Origin of the sequence: Streptomyces griseiscabiei (assembly GCF_020010925.1) — a bacterium.
Taxonomy (GTDB): domain Bacteria; phylum Actinomycetota; class Actinomycetes; order Streptomycetales; family Streptomycetaceae; genus Streptomyces; species Streptomyces griseiscabiei.
Genome location: NZ_JAGJBZ010000002.1, coordinates 2,574,606 through 2,590,962 on the forward strand (window position 1 = coordinate 2,574,606; position 16,357 = coordinate 2,590,962).

11 protein-coding genes are annotated in these 16,357 nt (G+C 73.9%); 9 read left to right on the forward strand and 2 right to left on the reverse strand.

The window, feature by feature from the left end:
- Nucleotides 1–3: 3 nt before the first annotated feature.
- From J8M51_RS28530 to J8M51_RS28550, 5 genes are all read left to right on the forward strand, one after another.
- Nucleotides 4–252: a phosphopantetheine-binding protein gene (locus J8M51_RS28530; RefSeq protein WP_086762005.1), complete on the forward strand. Its 249-nt coding sequence runs from the start codon at nucleotides 4–6 to the stop codon at nucleotides 250–252.
- Entirely contained in the window at nucleotides 249–4,622 is a 4,374-nt protein-coding gene (locus J8M51_RS28535; protein WP_267299560.1) for an amino acid adenylation domain-containing protein, read from the forward strand. Before J8M51_RS28530 ends, J8M51_RS28535 begins: the two co-directional genes overlap by 4 nt.
- A 99-nt stretch (nucleotides 4,623–4,721) precedes the next feature.
- Nucleotides 4,722–5,762, forward strand: coding sequence for an ABC transporter substrate-binding protein (locus J8M51_RS28540; RefSeq protein ID WP_086755095.1), 1,041 nt, complete (start codon nucleotides 4,722–4,724; stop codon nucleotides 5,760–5,762).
- Between the two features lie 56 nt (nucleotides 5,763–5,818).
- A complete protein-coding gene (locus J8M51_RS28545) occupies nucleotides 5,819–6,793 on the forward strand; it encodes a FecCD family ABC transporter permease (RefSeq protein WP_086755100.1) in 975 nt (324 codons plus the stop codon).
- 31 nt (nucleotides 6,794–6,824) lie between these two features.
- A complete protein-coding gene (locus tag J8M51_RS28550; RefSeq protein ID WP_086755094.1) occupies nucleotides 6,825–7,622 on the forward strand; it encodes an ABC transporter ATP-binding protein in 798 nt (265 codons plus the stop codon).
- Here the strand turns inward: J8M51_RS28550 and J8M51_RS28555 are convergent.
- Entirely contained in the window at nucleotides 7,613–9,511 is a 1,899-nt protein-coding gene (locus tag J8M51_RS28555; RefSeq protein WP_086755093.1) for a glycoside hydrolase family 97 protein, read from the reverse strand. The two genes, J8M51_RS28550 and J8M51_RS28555, sit on opposite strands and share 10 nt — an antisense overlap.
- Before the next feature lie 35 nt (nucleotides 9,512–9,546).
- Complete coding sequence (locus J8M51_RS28560; RefSeq protein WP_179203031.1) at nucleotides 9,547–11,877, reverse strand: glycosyl hydrolase family 95 catalytic domain-containing protein; 2,331 nt, start codon at nucleotides 11,875–11,877, stop codon at nucleotides 9,547–9,549.
- Between the two features lie 214 nt (nucleotides 11,878–12,091).
- On the opposite strand from J8M51_RS28560, the gene J8M51_RS28565 reads away from it, so the two are divergent.
- The 4 genes from J8M51_RS28565 (at nucleotide 12,092) to J8M51_RS28580 (ending at nucleotide 16,356) form a co-directional block, all read left to right on the forward strand.
- Nucleotides 12,092–12,745 (forward strand): cinnamyl alcohol dehydrogenase, encoded by a 654-nt coding sequence (locus J8M51_RS28565; RefSeq protein WP_086755091.1) that lies wholly within the window; start codon nucleotides 12,092–12,094, stop codon nucleotides 12,743–12,745.
- A gap of 156 nt (nucleotides 12,746–12,901) precedes the next feature.
- Nucleotides 12,902–14,185: a precorrin-6y C5,15-methyltransferase (decarboxylating) subunit CbiE gene (cbiE, locus tag J8M51_RS28570; protein ID WP_086755090.1), complete on the forward strand. Its 1,284-nt coding sequence runs from the start codon at nucleotides 12,902–12,904 to the stop codon at nucleotides 14,183–14,185.
- A complete protein-coding gene (cobM, locus tag J8M51_RS28575; protein ID WP_086755089.1) occupies nucleotides 14,182–14,931 on the forward strand; it encodes a precorrin-4 C(11)-methyltransferase in 750 nt (249 codons plus the stop codon). The genes cbiE and cobM overlap by 4 nt, the downstream gene beginning before the upstream one ends.
- Before the next feature lie 375 nt (nucleotides 14,932–15,306).
- Nucleotides 15,307–16,356, forward strand: a complete 1,050-nt coding sequence (locus tag J8M51_RS28580) for a FecCD family ABC transporter permease (RefSeq protein WP_086755088.1) — start codon at nucleotides 15,307–15,309, stop codon at nucleotides 16,354–16,356.
- The last annotated feature ends 1 nt before the right edge of the window (nucleotide 16,357 follow it).

Below are 16,357 nucleotides of genomic sequence, written 5' to 3' on the forward strand. Positions count from 1 at the left end.
ACCATGCCTGCTCCCCTCACACCGGAGGCCTTCCGCGCGGACCTCGCGGAGTTCCTGTTCCTGCGGCCCGACGAGGTCGACCTCGAAGACCACCCCGTGTACGCGGGCCTCGACTCCCTGCGCATCGTCACCCTCGTCGAACGCTGGCGGGACAGCGGCGCGGACGTGACCTTCGTCGACCTCGCCGAGTGCACCTCGTTCGCCCAGTGGTGGCGACTGCTCTCCCCCTCGGGCGAGGAGGGAGCCGCGTGACCGCCTCCCACGCCCTGCTGGCCGCGCAGGAAGGCATCTGGACCGGCCAGCAGCTCGACACGGCCAGCCCCGCCTACAACACGGCCGAGTACGTGCACATCCACGGGCCGGTGGACACCTCCCTCTTCGAGGCGGCGCTGCGCCGGGTGGTCGGGGAGACCGAGGCGCTGCACGTCTCCTACGCCGTCGACGGCCGGGGGCGGCCCCGGGAGACGGTCACCCCGGCCGGCGGCCGGCGGCCCCACACGGCCGACCTCACCACCCGCCCCGATCCGCACGCGGCGGCGCTGGCCTGGATGGACCGGGACATGGCCCGCCCCGTCGACCTCACCGAGGGCCCCGTCTTCGGCCACGCCCTGCTGCGGATCGCCCCGGAGGAGTACCTCTGGTACCACCGGGTGCACCACATCGCCCTCGACGGGTTCGGCCTCGCCCTGGTCGCGCGCCGGGTCGCCGACGTCTACACGGCCCTCGTGGCGGGGCGACCACCGGGGGACAGCGGCTTCGGCACCCTGGCCTCGGTACGCGAGGAGGAGCGCGCCTACCGGGAGTCGCCACGCCACGCCGAGGACGGCGCGTACTGGGCCGCCCGGTACGCGGACCGGCCGCCCGTGCCCACGCCCGCCGGCCGCACGGCCCTGCCCGCCCGCACCTTCCGCCGACGGGTGGCCGACCTCGACGCCGGACGGACGGAGGCCCTGCGCACGGTCGCCCGCGACATCGGGGTGACCTGGTCCGAGATCCTGCTCGCCGTGGCCGCGGCCCGGCTGCACCGGCTGACGGGCGCCCCCGAGATCGTCCTCAGCCTGCCGGCGATGGGACGCCTCGGCTCCGTCGCGCTGCGCGTCCCCTGCACGGTCCGCAACATCCTGCCCCTGCGCGTCCCGGTCACCGCCTCGGACACCCCGCGCGACCTGGCCGTCCGTGTCTCCCGGGAACTCCGCGCCGGACTGCCGCACCAGCGCTACCGCTACGAACGGCTGCGGCGCGACCTCGGCCTGGTCGGCGGCCGGCGCCGGTTGTCCGGGCCGGGCGTCAACATCATGCCCTTCGCCTACGACCTCCGCTTCGCCGGACACCGCAGCACCGTCCACAACGTCTCCGCCGGCCCGGTCGACGACCTGTCCGTCAACGTCTACGACCGCTCCGAGGGCACGGGACTCCGTATCGCCGTGGACGCCCACCCCGAGCTGTACGCCGAGCGGGAAGTCGCCGCGTTCCAGGAGGGGTTGCTCGCCCTGCTGGAGGAGGCCGCGGCCCACCCCGACCGGCCGCTCGGCGCCGCACCGCGCCCGGTGCCACCGCGTGCGGGGCCGGTGACCGCCACCCCCGCCCCCGACGTCGCTCCCGCCTCCCTCGCCGTCCTCGACGGCGGCCCCCTGCCGGGCACCGCGCGTCCCGTGCTCGACCTCATCGCCGCGCACGCCGCCCGGCACGGCGGTTCCGTAGCCGTGGAACACCAGGGGCGTACGGTCACCTACGCCCAACTCCTCGCCTCAGCACAGGAGGTGGCACATCGGCTGACCGCCCGCCAGGTCGGCCCGGGCGACCTGGTGACCGTCGCCCTGCCGCGCGGCGTCGACGCCGTCACCGCCGTCCTGGGCGTCCTGTCCGCCGGCGCCGCCTACAGCCCACTGGACCCGGCGGCCCCTCCGGCGCGCAGGAGGGCACTGCTGGCCGACACCCGTCCCGCGCTCGTCCTGACCACCCGGGCCCACGCCACCGGCTTCCCCGGCCACCCCGTCCTCCCGCTGGACGAGCCGCACCCCCGGCCCGGTCCGGCGGCCCGCCCGCAGGCGCCCGCACCGGACGGCCTCGCCTACGTCATGCACACCTCGGGTTCCACCGGCCGCCCCAAGGGCGTCGAGATCGGCCACCGCGCCCTCGCGCACTTCGTCGCCGGCGCCCTGCCCCGGTACGGCATCCGGCGCGGCGACCGCGTCCTGCAGTTCGCGCCGCTCACCTTCGACACATGCGTCGAGGAGGTCTTCCTCACCCTGTGCGCGGGCGCCACCCTCGTCGTACGGACCGACGACATGACCGAGTCGGTGCCCGGCTTCCTGGACGCCTGCGCCCGGCTGCGGATCAGCGTCCTGGACCTGCCCACCGCCTACTGGCACGAACTCGCCCACACCGTCTCGACCGGCACCGCCGCACTTCCGCCCGGGGTGCGCACGGTCGTCATCGGCGGCGAGACGGCCCTGCCCGAACGGGTCGACCGCTGGCGCGCGGCGGTGGGCCCCTCGGTGCGGCTGCTCAACACCTACGGGCCGACCGAGGCCACCGTGGTCGCCACCGTCGCCGACCTGCACGATCCGGCCCTCGCCCCCGGGGACGTGCCCATCGGACGGCCGCTCCCGGGCACCCGGGCCGCCGTCGTCGACGGTGAACTGCACCTCCTGGGCCCCCACCTGGCAGACGGCTACCGGGGAGACCCGGGGCCGGACGCCGCCCGCTTCGCCCCGCTCGACCGGCTTCCCGGAGCGCCGCGCGCCTACCGCACCGGCGACCTGGCACGGATCGGTGCGGACGGACAGCTGCGCCATCTGGGCCGCTCCGACGCCGAGTTCAAGATCAGTGGGCATCGGGTGCACCCCGCCGAGGTCGAGAGCGTGCTGCTGGCCCATCCCGGGGTCCGTGACACCGCCGTCGTGGGACAGGTGGCGGCGGACGGGACGCGACGGCTGGTCGCCTACGTGGTCCCGGACGGGCCCGCCCCGGCCGTCTCCCACCTCAGGGAGCGGCTGCGGGCCGCCCTGCCCGCCGCGATGGTCCCCTCGGCCGTCGAGTTCCTGGACCGCCTGCCCCGCACCGCTTCGGGGAAGACGGACAGGAACGCGCTGGCCGTGCCCCGGGAGCGACCGGACCGGGAGACCGCCGCGCACGGCTCGCCGGAGGCCACCATCGCCGCCGTGTGGCGGGACGTGCTCGGCGTGGCGGCCGTGTCCGCCGAGGACGACGTCTTCGACCTCGGCGCCCACTCCCTCCAGGCCATCCAGGTCACCAACCGACTGAGCGCCGAACTCGGCCGTGATCTGAAGGTCGCCTGGCTGTTCCAGCATCCGACGCCCGCCGAACTGGCCCGGTTCCTGGACCGGGCGCCCCGGGAGGGCGACGACCCGGCGAAACCCCCGCCGGCCGGCCCCGCCCTCCCGGACACCCTGCTCGCGGACGCCGTCCTGGACCCCGCCGTCCGTATCGCCGCCCGCCCCCGCGCCACCACCGGCCCACCCGACCGGATCCTGCTCACCGGGGCCACCGGTTTCGTCGGCGCGCATCTGCTCGCGGAGCTGCTGAAGGCCACCGGTGCCGAGATCGTCTGCCCCGTCCGCGCCCCGGGCCCCGCCGAGGCCGCCGCCCGGGTCCGACAGGCCCTGCGCACACACGGGTTGAGCCCGGCGGCCGGGGCGGGCGCACGCGTCACGGCGATCCCCGCCGACCTCGCCCGCCCCCATCTGGGCCTGGACGAGGAGACGTTCGCCGAACTGGCCCGCACCTGCGGGGCGATCGTCCACAACGCGGCCACCGTCAGCATCCTGCGCGAGTACGCCACCCTCCGCGCCGCCAACACCGAGTCCACGAGACACCTGGTGCGCATGGCCGCCGTACGGGCGACGCCCCTGCATCTCGTCTCGACGCTCTCCGTCGCCCCGCCCCTCGCCCTGAGCCCCGAAGTGCCGGAGGCGTTCCTCCCGCCGCACCCCGGACTGCGGTACGGCTACCAGCGGTCGAAGTGGGCGGCCGAGCGACTGGTGGAGCAGGCCGCCGAGCGGGGGCTGCCGGTCACCGTGCACCGGCTCGGCCGGGTGGTCGGCCCGGCCTCGACCGGTTACGTCGACCAGCGGGACTTCCTGTGGAGCGTGCTGCGGGCGGGAGTGCCCGCGGGAGTCGTCCCCGACCTGTTCGAGGAGGAGATCTGGACGCCGGTCGACCAGGTGGCCCGCACGCTCGTCCATCTCTGCCTCGGCCGCCACCCCGCCGGCGCGACCGTCTTCAACCACGCGGCCGGCGCCCCGGTGCGACTGGCGGACCTCTACGACTGGCTGGAGGAGTACGGCTACCCGCTGCGCCGCGTCCCGGCGCACCGATGGCGGGCGGAGCTGCCGGTCTCCTCCGACGCGGCGGCGACCACACTGGCCTTCCTCGACTCCTGGGGAGCGGACGCCGGCGAGACCGGGGGCGCGGACCTGCGTCTCGGCCGGGTCCGCGCCGACAACGTCGTGAACGGCCTCCGCGGCAGCGGCATCACCTGCCCGCCCGTCGACCGGGACCTCGTCCTGCGCTACCTCGACCACTGCGTCACCACCGGCGCACTGCCCGCCCCCGCGGACCGCCGGAGCCGGGCCCATCTCCCCCTCCCCGCCGAGTAGTCGAGGCCCGGCGGGAACTCCCGCGGCCCACCGTCCGACTACTGCAACGGAACCCACCGCACGACCCCGCACCCCGCACCCCGCACCAAGGAGCCCCGAATGCCGAAGAAACGGCCGGTCGCCGTCGCCCTGGCCGGCGCCCTCTGTCTGGTCACCACGGCCTGCGCCGACGCGACCGGGACAGCGGGCGCGGACGACGGCGACGCCTCCGCGGCCGCCGCGGGGTCCGGATATCCGGTGACCCTCGACAACTGCGGGGTCTCCGAGAAGTTCACCGAGGCACCCGGCCGGGTCGTCGTGATGAACGGTGCCTCGGTCGCCGAGGTCTCCACCCTGCTCGCCCTCGGCCTGGGCGACCGGATCGTCGCCAACCAGCAGAGCTACGGCATGTCCGAGACCGAGGGCCGGGCGGAGGCCATCAAGAGGCTCCCCACCGGTGGCGTCGAACTCAACGACGCCTACGACATCCCGCGCGAGGCGATGATCGGGCTCCGCCCCGACCTGGTGCTCTCCACCACCTCGTACGGCTTCGACGAGAAGAACGGCTTCGCCACCCGCGAGCAGCTGGGGGACGTCGGCGCCCACTCCTATGTCTCCCCGCAGGGCTGCGACCAGGACACCTCGAAGATGACCGTCGAGGACAGCTACACACTGCTGCGGGACATGGGGAAGATCTTCGACAGGGGTGACGAGGCCGAGAAGCTGATCGCCGCCTCGGAGAAGCGGATCGCCGACGTCACCGCGAAGGTGAAGGGCGAGAAGCGGCCCGAGGTCATGGTCCTGTTCTCCCACATGACCATGGGCGGCAACGACTTCAGCTCGGTCGTCGCCAAGGGCATCTACAACGACATCCTCGCCAGGGCCGGCGGCTCCAACGCCTTCGAGAACGCCTCGACGACGTCCTTCGCCGACCTGAGCAAGGAGAAGGTGGCCGCCACCGACGTCGACGCCCTCGTCGTCATCGGCTACAACGACCCCGACCCGGCGGCCTACGCCGAGAAACTGCTGAAGGAGTTCCCCCAGTGGCCGGCGGCGAAGAACAAGACGTACGTGGCGCTGTCGGACTCGATGTACCTCGGCCCCAGCAACGACCTGGCCGTGGCGAAGATCGCCGGGATGCTGCACCCCGACAAGGTCTGAACGGCCTGCGGCTGTCCCTCGCTGTCGGTGTCCTGTCCGTCGTGCTCGTCGCCGTGATGGTGATGGCGGTGAGCATCGGCGCGGTGAACATCCCGGTCGGCGACGTATGGCGGGTCCTGCTGCACCACATCACCGGACGGGGCGCCCCCGGCGACCCCGCGCTGGACCAGATCGTGTGGACGTTCCGGGCACCCCGGGTCGCGCTCGCCGCCCTGGTCGGCGCGGGCCTCGCGGTCACCGGAGCGGTGCTCCAGACACTGGTCGCCAACCCGCTTGCCGACCCCGTCGTGCTGGGCTTCTCCTACGGCGCCTCCCTGGGCGCCGTCCTGGTCATCACCCTCGGCGGGGCCACCCTCGCGGGCTTCGGCGGCCTCGGGGTGTCGGGCGCGGCCTTCGTCGGCGCGCTCACGGCCGGTGCCCTCGCCTTCGCCCTGGGCCGGCGCGGCGGCAGGCTGGCCCCGACCCGGCTGGTCCTGGCCGGGGTCGTCGTCGGCTCCGTCTTCCTCTCCCTCACCAGCTTCGTCCAGCTGATGGCGACACCCACCGAGCTGCGGACCGTGATGTTCTGGATGCTCGGCAGCGTCGCCGGCGCCCAGTGGGACCAACTCCCCGTCGTCACCGTGGTGGTGGTGACCGGCACGGTCGTGCTGACCCTGTTCGGACGGCGGCTCGACGCCCTGCTCGCCGGGGACGAGTCGGCCACCGCGCTCGGCGTGGACGTCAGCCGGCTGCGGGCGGTCCTGCTGATCCTCAGCGCGCTGCTCACCGGCACCGTCATCGCCGTCGCGGGCGGCATCGGCTTCGTCGGCCTGATGATCCCCCATCTGGTCCGCCTCACCGCGGGCGCCGGCCACCGCAGGCTGCTGCCCCTGACCGCGCTGCTGGGCGCCGTCTACCTGGTCGCCGTGGACCTGCTCTCCCGCACCCTCAACCGCCCCAACGAACTCCCGCTGGGCATCCTCACCGTCCTGCTCGGCGCCCCCTTCTTCCTGTGGCTGCTGCGCCGCGACAAGGGCCTGGACACCGCATGAACAACCGTATGAACAACAGCCCGGACACCGTATGAAACTGACCGTGGACCAGCTCCACATCACCCTGGACCGCACCCCGATCCTCCGGGCGGTGAACCTGGCGGCGGGCAAGGGCGACGTCGTCGGGCTCGTCGGCCCCAACGGCAGCGGCAAGTCCACCCTCCTGCGCGCCGTCTACCGCTCGCTGCGCCCCGCCGGGGGAGTGGTCAGGGTGGGCGGAGACGACGTGTGGGAGCTGCCCGCGCGGACGGCGGCCCGCCGCACGGCGGCCGTGCTCCAGGACTCCGGCACCACCACCGGGCTGAGTGTGCGGGAGATCGTGGCCCTCGGGCGTACGCCCCACCACGGGCTGCTCGGGCGGGACGGTGCCGAGGACCGGGAGGCCGTCGCCGACGCGATCGCCCGCTGCGGTGTCGAACCCTTCGCGGACCGCGACCACGCCACCCTCTCCGGCGGCGAACGCCAACGCGTGCTGCTGGCCCGCGCCCTCGCCCAGCGACCCCGGCTGCTGGTCCTGGACGAACTCACCAACCACCTCGACATCCGCGCCCGGTTCGAACTCCTGGACCTGATCCGCTCCACCGGCATCACCACCCTGGCCGTCCTGCACGACCTGGACCTCGCCGCCCGCCTCTGCGACCACCTCGCCGTCCTCGACGGCGGCGAGGTGGTCGCGGCGGGCCCGGTCCTGGAGGTCCTGACGCCGGACCTCCTCAGGGACGTGTTCGGCGTGCTCGGCCACACGGAACGGCACGCCGACGGGGTCGTCCGCATCACCTACGCGGCCCGGCCGCTGGCCGGCGACCGGGCCGGGGAGGCTCAGCGGTAGCAGGTGGTGACCCCCGGGCGCCAGGGGCAGGCGAGGCCGGCGAAGCCGCCGTTCGTGGTCACGTCGACGGTGAACGCGTCGCCGCCGCGCAGCACCCGCCGGTCCTGGACGAGGCCGTCGGCGCCGTCCCGGATCGTCTCGACGAGCCACTTGCCCGTTCCGAGGGTCAGCGGGACCTCGGCGGTGCGGGCCGCTCCCGCGTACACCCCGCCCAGGAACCAGCGGTCACCGCTGCGGCGCGCGAGCACCGCCTCCTGTCCGGGCTCCCCGGCGAGCAGCCGGGTGTCGTCCCAGGCGGCGGGGACCTGGTCGAAGTAGGCACGGGCGAGCGGCCGGGCGTCGTACGACTCGGGGGTGCCCGCGAACATCTGCAGGCCCGACTCGTAGGCGACGGCGAGCCCGACCTCGGCCGCGTCGGAGTTGGGGCGCAGCCCCACGCGGTGGAAGGCGCCGGGGGTGAAGTCCATGGAGCCGATGACGTTGCGGGTGAACGGCAGCGTGGTGAGGTGGGCGGCGGTGTTGGTGCGCTTCTCCTCGCCCGCGACGCCCTCCAGGGTCATCACATGCGGCCAGGTGCGCTGGATGCCCTTGGGGATCGTGGAGCCGTGGAAGTTGACCAGGAGGTGGTGGGCGGCGGTCTCCGGGAGGATCGCGTCGTACCACTTGAGCGTGGCCTGCGCCTCCGAGTCCATGAAGTCGATCTTGACGCCCTTGACGCCCCAGCGTTCCAGGGTGGGCAGCCACCGCGCACGCTCCTCGGCGGTGTCGAGGTCGCGCTGATGGATCCAGACGATGATGCCGACGCCCTTGGCCCGCGCGTACTCCACGAGTTCGGGCATCCAGCTGGTGGTCTGCCAGTCGGGGTCGGTGGTGTCCCAGGCGTCGGACCGGAAGTACCAGCCCGCGTCGACCGCCTCGTACGGCCAGCCGCGCTCGGCGGCGTAGTCGACGTACGCCTTCTGCGCGGTGAGACTCTGGCCCGCCGGCCGGCCACCGGCCAGCCAGGTCCACAGGGCGGTGCCGGGGCGGATCCAGGAGCGGTCGCGGACCTGGGAGGCGGGCGCGAGGTCGTCGGTGAAGGTGGAGCGGGTGACGGTCGCGAGATCGCCGGTGACCATGGCCCGCCAGGGCGTGGCCAGCGGGCCCCCGCCGGTCGTCACCCGGTCGTCGGCGAGCTTGATCCGGTAGGTGCCGGTGCCCTGTTCATGGGTGAGCCGGGCACCGGAGTAGGCGCCGGTGAGGTCGGACTCGGCGAGCAGCGTGTAGCCGCCGTCGGTGCGGAACAGCGCCTGGTCCGAGTACGCGCCGGTCGGGGCGCCCGCGGCCGTGTACCGGACGAACTGCCCCTCGTTGTCGGCCCGGTAGGCGCCGAGCCAGGCGCTCGCGTCCGCCGGGAGGTTGAACGCGGAGGTCTCGCCGAGCACATCGCCGTGGCCGGCGGGCAGGACGTACCGGTAGGCGACCCCGTCGGCGGAGGCGCGGACGACGAGGTCGAGCCGGGCACCGGCGGCGGTCGTGAACGACAGCCGGCTCTCGTTCATCCGCACCCGGCGTTCCAGCCGCTTGCCGGCCCGGGTCCGGTACCGCTCGTCGATCGTCCGGTCCCTGCGGTGCAGGAAACGCAACCCCTGGGACAGGTCGGCCTGTTCGGTGACGAGGCCGACGGGTGAGGGTTCGACGACCGTCCGGCCGCCGCGGGACACCGCCAGACGCAGAGCGCCGGTGCCGGAGTCCAGGGACACCCGTGCGCGGGGCACGTGCGCGGACGCCGAGGCGGACACCGACCAGGCGCGGTCGTGCGGCTCGGCCCGCGCGGGCACGGTCGTGAGAAGGGTGGCCACCAGCCCGGCGCAGAGCCCGGCGACCGTGGTCCTGATCGGAACAGCCATGGGAACCTTCCTGTGGTGCGGGTGGGTGAGCGTGGTTACGGCAGTCCCCAGGCCGCGCCCGGTTCGCTGATGCCGACCGGCGCGATGACGAGGTCGGGCCGGGCACCGGAGTGGACCAGCACCTCGCGGCCCTCGGGCAGATCGATGGAGAGGGTGCCGTCGCCCGGGTCGTGGGTGCGGGCCGGGGTGCCGTCGTCGAGGAGCACGGTGAGCCGGCCGGTGAGTCCGTGCCGGAGCTTCAGCGGCTCGCCCGCCAGGCTCCTGATCCGGATGAACCGGGTGGTCCCGCCCTCACGGACGGCGCTCACCAGGAAGGCGCCCTGGGTACGGAAGTCGTGCAGGGTGACGTCGGCCCAGGCGGACGGGACGGCCGGGAAGACCCGGATCACCCCGCCCCAGCTCTGGCAGAACATGTCGTGCAGCGACTGCGAGGCGGACAGCGGAGTCTCGATGACCGGACCGGCCTCGGTGTAGTGGGTGTTGGCCTGGCAGGGGTAGCGGGTGCTCGGGTCGAAGAACTTCCGCAGATAGCCGATCGCGGTGTCGCCGTCGCCGGTCATCGCGTACATCGACGCGGCCCCGGTGTAGCTGTACCCCCGGTGCGCGCTCGGCAGTGCGTGCCAGCGGACCACCGACCTGGTGATCAGCTCGCGGTTCTCCGGCTGCTCCCAGTTGACGAGGCACAGCGGATAGATCATCAGCAGATGCGAGTAGTGCCGGTGGGACTGCGCGTACGGGGTGTCGGCGCCGATCATGTAGCCGTTGTCGTCGACCGGGTACGGGGTGAGTCTGGCCAGCACCTCCTGCCAGCGCGGGGTCAACTCGTCGTCGACACCGAGGAGTTCGGCGGAGTCGATGAGTGTCCGGCAGCCCCAGCGGATCAGCGCCAGGTCGTAGGTGGTGTCCTGCGGCGGTACGACCGGGTACTCGGGGGAGAGCGTGCTCGGCAGATGCAGTCTGCCGTCGCTGCCGGGGGTGAGGAAGTGCAGGTAGTAGTTGATCGCCCGGCGCAGTACGGGGAAGACCGTGTCCCGCAGCAGGGACTCGTCCATGGAGTGCCGGTAGGTCAGCCAGACGTTGTGCAGCGCCCAGGTGAGGTCGCCCACCTCGGCGCCGGTGCCGGGTCTGCCCACGTTCCGGTTGGCGAACATGTCGGAGCTGCGGCCGACGCCGGAGCTGTCCGCGCGGTAGGCGGCGGGCACGTTGGCGATCAGCTGTTCCTGGTTCTGCCGCACGGTGGTGGCGAGCGAGTCGAGCTCCAGGTGGTTGGAGCCGTGGACGAGCCAGTACTCCAGCTGGATGTTGAGGTTCCACCAGACCGCGGGCCAGGGGGTCGGCTCCAGCCAGGGCCCGCAGGTGGCCATGACGGGGCCGCCCGCGCGGCTGGCGGAGGCGACCTTGTAGAGCTGGATCCAGTGGAAGCTCTGCAGCCGCTCGTCGGGGAACGACACGAAGCTCTTCGGGTAGAAGGCGTGCCACCAGCGGCGGTGCCGCCGCCGGAGCGCGTCGTACGACCGGGCGCGCCGCAGGCGCCGTAACGAGTCGGCCTCGGCGGCGGTGGTCGAGGGCGCGCTGTGGCCCACGGCGAGCAGCAGTTCGGCGCCGTCGCGGCGGTAGGCGGTGGCGGTCTGGCCGGTGAGCAGGGGCTGGAGCACCTGTTCGGTGCCGTCGTCGGCGGTGCGGGTGGTCCAGGGCGGGTTGGGGGTGTAGCCGGCGGGCGGTGCCTCGCTGATCTTCCGGGGGCTGACGGCCTCCTCGGGGTGGAAGGTCCAGACGACGCGTTCGCCGCCCCGGGCCGTCACTCTGGTGGCCAGCACCTCGTCGTGGATCAGGGCGGCGAGGGTGAGGGTGCCGGCGGTGGTGGTGACGGTGCCGGTCAGTTCGGCGTTCCACAGGCTCAGCCGCCAGTCGACGGCGGTGATCGTGCCGACCGGGTCGAGCGTGAGGTGCCCGACCGGCAGCCGGCAGGTGCCCCAGCCGCTGCCGAACTCGGGCCGGTGGTCCTGGACCTCGCCGTGCTGCACGGTGAACCGGATCCGGTTGGCGCCCGGCTCCTGGTAGACCATGCTGCCGAGCAGCCCGTCACCGAGGAACGGGCCCTCGTACCAGCGGGTGGGCAGTCTGCTCCAGCGCAGGTCCTGGCCGCGCAGGAACCGCTCCCAGGAGCGGTCGGTGGTCATGGTGTCGCGGAGCTTCCAGGGGCGTCTGTCCCCGGAGACCGCCGCTTCGGTCCCGGTGGACGCCGTCGGGAGGGACGGTCCCGCGTGGGCCGTCCCGGGCAGGGCCGCCACCGCCGCACCGCCCAGCGCGGTACCGAGCACGGAACGGCGGGGCAGGGGTAAGTGCCTCCCCGAATGAGAGGTCATCATCGTCCTCCAGGCCTGAGAGCGATACATCGGGTGTATCGGCGAACCTAGCAGGGCTCGTGTACCTGTCAATGGTGACGACGGTGGCGAGTTTCCATGCAAGGCAGGCTGAAAATAGGCTGTTTGCGGGGTGGATTGGCCTCCATGCTCGCTCTGGCAACATGGTCCAGACGTTTTCACCCATCCGATGTTTCCTGTACGGGAGGACATTCCGATGAAGAGACGCACGGTCCTGCAGGCCGGAGCGGGCCTACTGGCCGGCAGCACCGTCGCCGCCGCCCCGGCCGCCGATCCGACCGACGGCTGGACACGCACCTCGTTCACCCACAGCTGGCAGAAGCCCTGGAACCTCGACCTGAGCGACCGCCACAGCTCCACCGGAGGCGTCCACCGCATGTGGGTGTACGCCACCGACGAGCCGTTCGAGGAGGGCAGCTCCACCGACCCCCGCACCGAGATGCGCTGGAAGAACGACTACAGCACCGGCGGCCACATGTGGGACGCCGATGTCTACCTCCCGGCCGGCACCGACGGCGCGTCCTTCGTCCAGACCCTGCGCACCCGGCGCCCCTCCGGCACCCCGGCCACCGACATCATGCTCAACGTGTACGACACCGGCGGCGGGACCGTGCGCCGCTACGACGGCACGGTCCTCAGAACCGGCGCCTATGACACCTGGTTCAACGTGAAGATCGCCCACCAGGCGAGCAGCGGGACCGGCACGATCAAGGTCTACCTCGACGACTCCCTCGTCCTCACCGTCGCCGACCGGGGCCCCGCCACCCGCTACTTCAAGAACGGCGTCTACCACCACGGCTCCGGCCGCGCCGAGGCCCGCTTCCGCGACATCACCTACTGGAGGCGCTGACCGCGGCCCACCGCCGGACCGTATCGGGCGGCGGACGCGCACCCGGGCACGACCACGCAGGTCACCGCCCAGTAGAGTGCGCGTCTGTCGCCTCCGGGAGCCGCCCCGCGGGAGCGGCGCCCGAGCACCGCCCCCGAACCACCGAGGTACCGCGCAGTGACCCCCGCACCCCCCGGACCGCCGCACGCCGTCACCGTCACCGTCGTCGGGCTCGGCGCCGACGGCTGGCGAGGCGTCCCCGACACCTCCCGGGCGGCCCTGCGCGACGCCGAGGTCCTGATCGGCGGCCCCCGCCAGCTCGACCTGCTGCCCCCGGAGTGCACGGGCGAACGCGTCGCCTGGCCCTCGCCCCTGCGCCCCGCCGTCCCCGCCCTGCTCGCCGCGCACACCGGCCGCCGCATCGCCGTCCTGGCCAGCGGCGACCCCATGTTCTACGGCATCGGCCGCGCCCTCGCCGAGGAGGCCGGCGACCGGCTGCGCGTCCTGCCGCACCCCTCCTCCGTCTCCTACGCCGCCGCCCGCCTCGGCTGGCCGCTGGAGGACACCGAGGTCGTCACCCTCGTCGGCAGGCCCGCCGCCCGTCTCGCCGCCGCCCTGCACGACGGCCGCCGGCTCCTCGTGCTCAGCGCGGACGCCGGCACACCCGCCGAGGTCGCCGCCCTGCTCCGGGACCGCGGCTTCGGGCCGAGCCGGCTGCGCGTCCTGGAACAGCTCGGCGGCGAGAAGGAACGGACGGGCGTAGAGACCACCGCCGACGACTGGGAACCCGCGCACCCGCCCGGCGACCCCCTCAACATCGTCGCCGTCGAGTGCCGGCGGGCCCCGGACGCCCTCCGCCTCGGCGCCGTCCCCGGCCTCCCCGACGAGGCGTACGAGCACGACGGACAGCTCACCAAGCGGTATGTGCGCGCCGCCACGCTGGCCGCGCTGGCCCCGGCACCCGGCGAACTCCTCTGGGACATCGGCGGCGGATCGGGCTCGATCGCGATCGAGTGGATGCGTACCCACCCCTCCTGCCGGGCGCTCACCGTCGAACGCGACCCGGTGCGCGCCGCACGCATCACCCGCAACGCCGAACGGCTCGGCGTGCCCGGACTACGGGTCGTCACCGGGGCCGCGCCCGCCGCGCTGGCCGAACTGCCGCCGCCGGACGCCGTGTTCATCGGCGGCGGGCTCACCGCGCCCGGTCTCCTCGACGCCTGCCGACAGGCCCTTCCGGTGGGCGGACGGCTCGTCGCCAACACCGTGACGCTGGAGTCCGAGGCCGTCCTCGCCGCCGCCCACCGCCGCCACGGCGGGGAGCTGGTGCGGCTCGCGGTGGCGCACGCCGTGCCCGTGGGCGGCTTCACCGGGTGGCGGCAGGCGATGCCGGTGACCCAGTGGGCCGTACGCACGACCCCCCTCGACACCGCCGACCACGCTTCGGGAGCAGACAGATGACCGTGTACTTCATCGGCGCCGGCCCCGGTGCCGCCGACCTGATCACGGTCCGCGGCGCCCGCACCCTCGCCGCCTGTCAGGTCTGCCTGTACGCCGGCAGCCTCGTCCCCCGCGAACTGCTCGCCGAATGCCCGCCGGACGCGCGGCTCGTGGACACCGCGCAGCTCGATCTCGACCGGATCACCGCCGAGTTGGTCCGCGCGCACGAGGAGGGCCACGACGTCGCCCGGCTGCACTCCGGCGACCCCTCCGTGTTCAGCGCGGTCGCCGAGCAGATGCGACGGCTGGACGCGGCCGGGGTGCCGTACGAGGTGGTGCCGGGCGTACCGGCCTTCGCGGCGGCTGCCGCCGCGCTGAAGCGGGAGCTGACCGTGCCGACGGTCGGCCAGACCGTCATCCTCACGCGGATCGCCCAGCAGGCCACCGCCATGCCGGACGGCGAGGACCTCGCCACGCTCGGCCGCAGCGGGGCGCTGATCGTGCTCCACCTCGCCGCGCGGTACGTCGACCGCGTCGTCGAGGAACTCCTTCCGCACTACGGCGCCGACTGCCCGGCCGCGGTCGTGGCGTATGCCTCGCGGCCCGAGGAACTGATCATCCGGGGGTCCCTGGACGAAATCGCCGACCAGGTGAAGGCGGCGGGTGTGCTGCGCACGGCCGTCATCATGGTCGGCCGCACGTTGGGTGCGCGGCAGTTCCGGGACAGCCACCTGTACTCGCCCGAGCGGGATCGTCACGGGTGTTGAGGGCCGGGTGGGGTGCGTGGTCGGGTGCGGGTGCGTGGGGCTTCTCGAAGGCACGGGGCGCAGCCCCGGCTTTAGGGGCGCGGGGAACTGCGCGACCAGCCCCCACCGGACCCGCACCCGACCACGCACCCCCCGTTTGTTAGGCTCCCCTCGCCTCCCGCGGGGGAAGTCCGGTGAGAACCCGGCGCTGACCCGCAACGGTGTGCACGACGGCCGAGCCGGACCCGTCGTGCGAGCCCGATCGCCCGTGGGTGGTGCGACCCGTTGAACGCTCGCCGTGGACTGCGAGAGGGGGACCGCACGGCAGGCGTGCCGTACGGGCCGCTTCCGACCGAGGTCCGACCAGGCGGCCCCAGGTGAAGGACCGCCCCGACCGTGCGCCGCACCCCCAGCCGAATACCCCTGCCCCCGCTCGTCACCGGCCTCGCGCTGCTCCTCCTGCTGTCGCTGATCGGCGGCACGGGCCTCGGCGCCGCCGGCATCGGCTGGCCGGACGTCCTGCGCTTCCTGTGGGCCGGCCTCACCGGCGGCACCGTGCATGCCGCCGACGCCGCCCCGTACACGATCGTCTGGGAGATCCGCCTGCCCCGGGTCGTGCTGGGCGCCGTCGTCGGCGCCGGACTCGCGGCCGTCGGCGTGGCCGTCCAGGCGATCGTGCGCAACGCGCTCGGCGACCCCTTCGTCCTCGGCATCTCCTCGGGCGCGGCGGTCGGCGCCAACGCCGTGATCCTGCTCGGCGCCTTCGCCGGTCTCGGCGTCTGGGCGCTGTCCGCGTCGGCGTTCCTGTCGGCCCTCGGAGCCATGGCCCTGGTGTACGCGGTGGCCCGCTCCCCGCACGGCCTGACCCCGCTGCGGCTGGTCCTCACCGGCACGGCACTGGCGTACGGCTTCGAGGCGGTCACCACGGTCATGGTGTTCGGCGCCGCCCGGGGCGAGGCGGCCCGGTCGGCGCTGATGTGGCTGCTGGGCAGTCTCGGCGGGGCGACCTGGGCGCAGGTGCCGCTCGTCGCCGTGACCGTGACGGCGGGCTGGGCGTGGCTGCGGCGGCGGGCCGAGTCGCTGAACGCCCTCGCCATGGGCGACGAGACCTCGGCCGCGCTCGGCGTCCGGCCCGAGCGGCTGCGCCGGGAGCTGTTCCTCGTCACCGCCGCCGTGACCGGGACCGTCGTCGCGGTCAGCGGGGCCATCGGGTTCGTCGGGCTGATGGTGCCGCACGTCGTACGGATGCTGGTCGGCGCCGACCACCGCCGGGTGCTGGCCGTGGCCCCGCTGGTCGGCGCCGTGCTGCTGGTGTGGGCGGACGTGCTGTCCCGGCTGCTGCTCGCCCCCGCCGAACTGCCCGTCGGAGTCATCACCGCCGTGGTGGGCGTGCCCGCCTTCCTGCTGCTGATGCGGCGCGGCGGCTACGCGTTCGGAGGCCGCTGAC

Coding starts and splice junctions, on each gene's coding strand:
- J8M51_RS28530 (WP_086762005.1), top strand. CDS start 4: ATGCCTGCTCCCCTCACACCGGAGGCCTTCCGCGCGGACCTCGCGGAG.
- J8M51_RS28540 (WP_086755095.1), top strand. CDS start 4,722: ATGCCGAAGAAACGGCCGGTCGCCGTCGCCCTGGCCGGCGCCCTCTGT.
- J8M51_RS28545 (WP_086755100.1), top strand. CDS start 5,819: ATGGTGATGGCGGTGAGCATCGGCGCGGTGAACATCCCGGTCGGCGAC.
- J8M51_RS28550 (WP_086755094.1), top strand. CDS start 6,825: ATGAAACTGACCGTGGACCAGCTCCACATCACCCTGGACCGCACCCCG.
- J8M51_RS28555 (WP_086755093.1), bottom strand. CDS start 9,511: ATGGCTGTTCCGATCAGGACCACGGTCGCCGGGCTCTGCGCCGGGCTG.
- J8M51_RS28560 (WP_179203031.1), bottom strand. CDS start 11,877: ATGACCTCTCATTCGGGGAGGCACTTACCCCTGCCCCGCCGTTCCGTG.
- J8M51_RS28565 (WP_086755091.1), top strand. CDS start 12,092: ATGAAGAGACGCACGGTCCTGCAGGCCGGAGCGGGCCTACTGGCCGGC.
- cobM (WP_086755089.1), top strand. CDS start 14,182: ATGACCGTGTACTTCATCGGCGCCGGCCCCGGTGCCGCCGACCTGATC.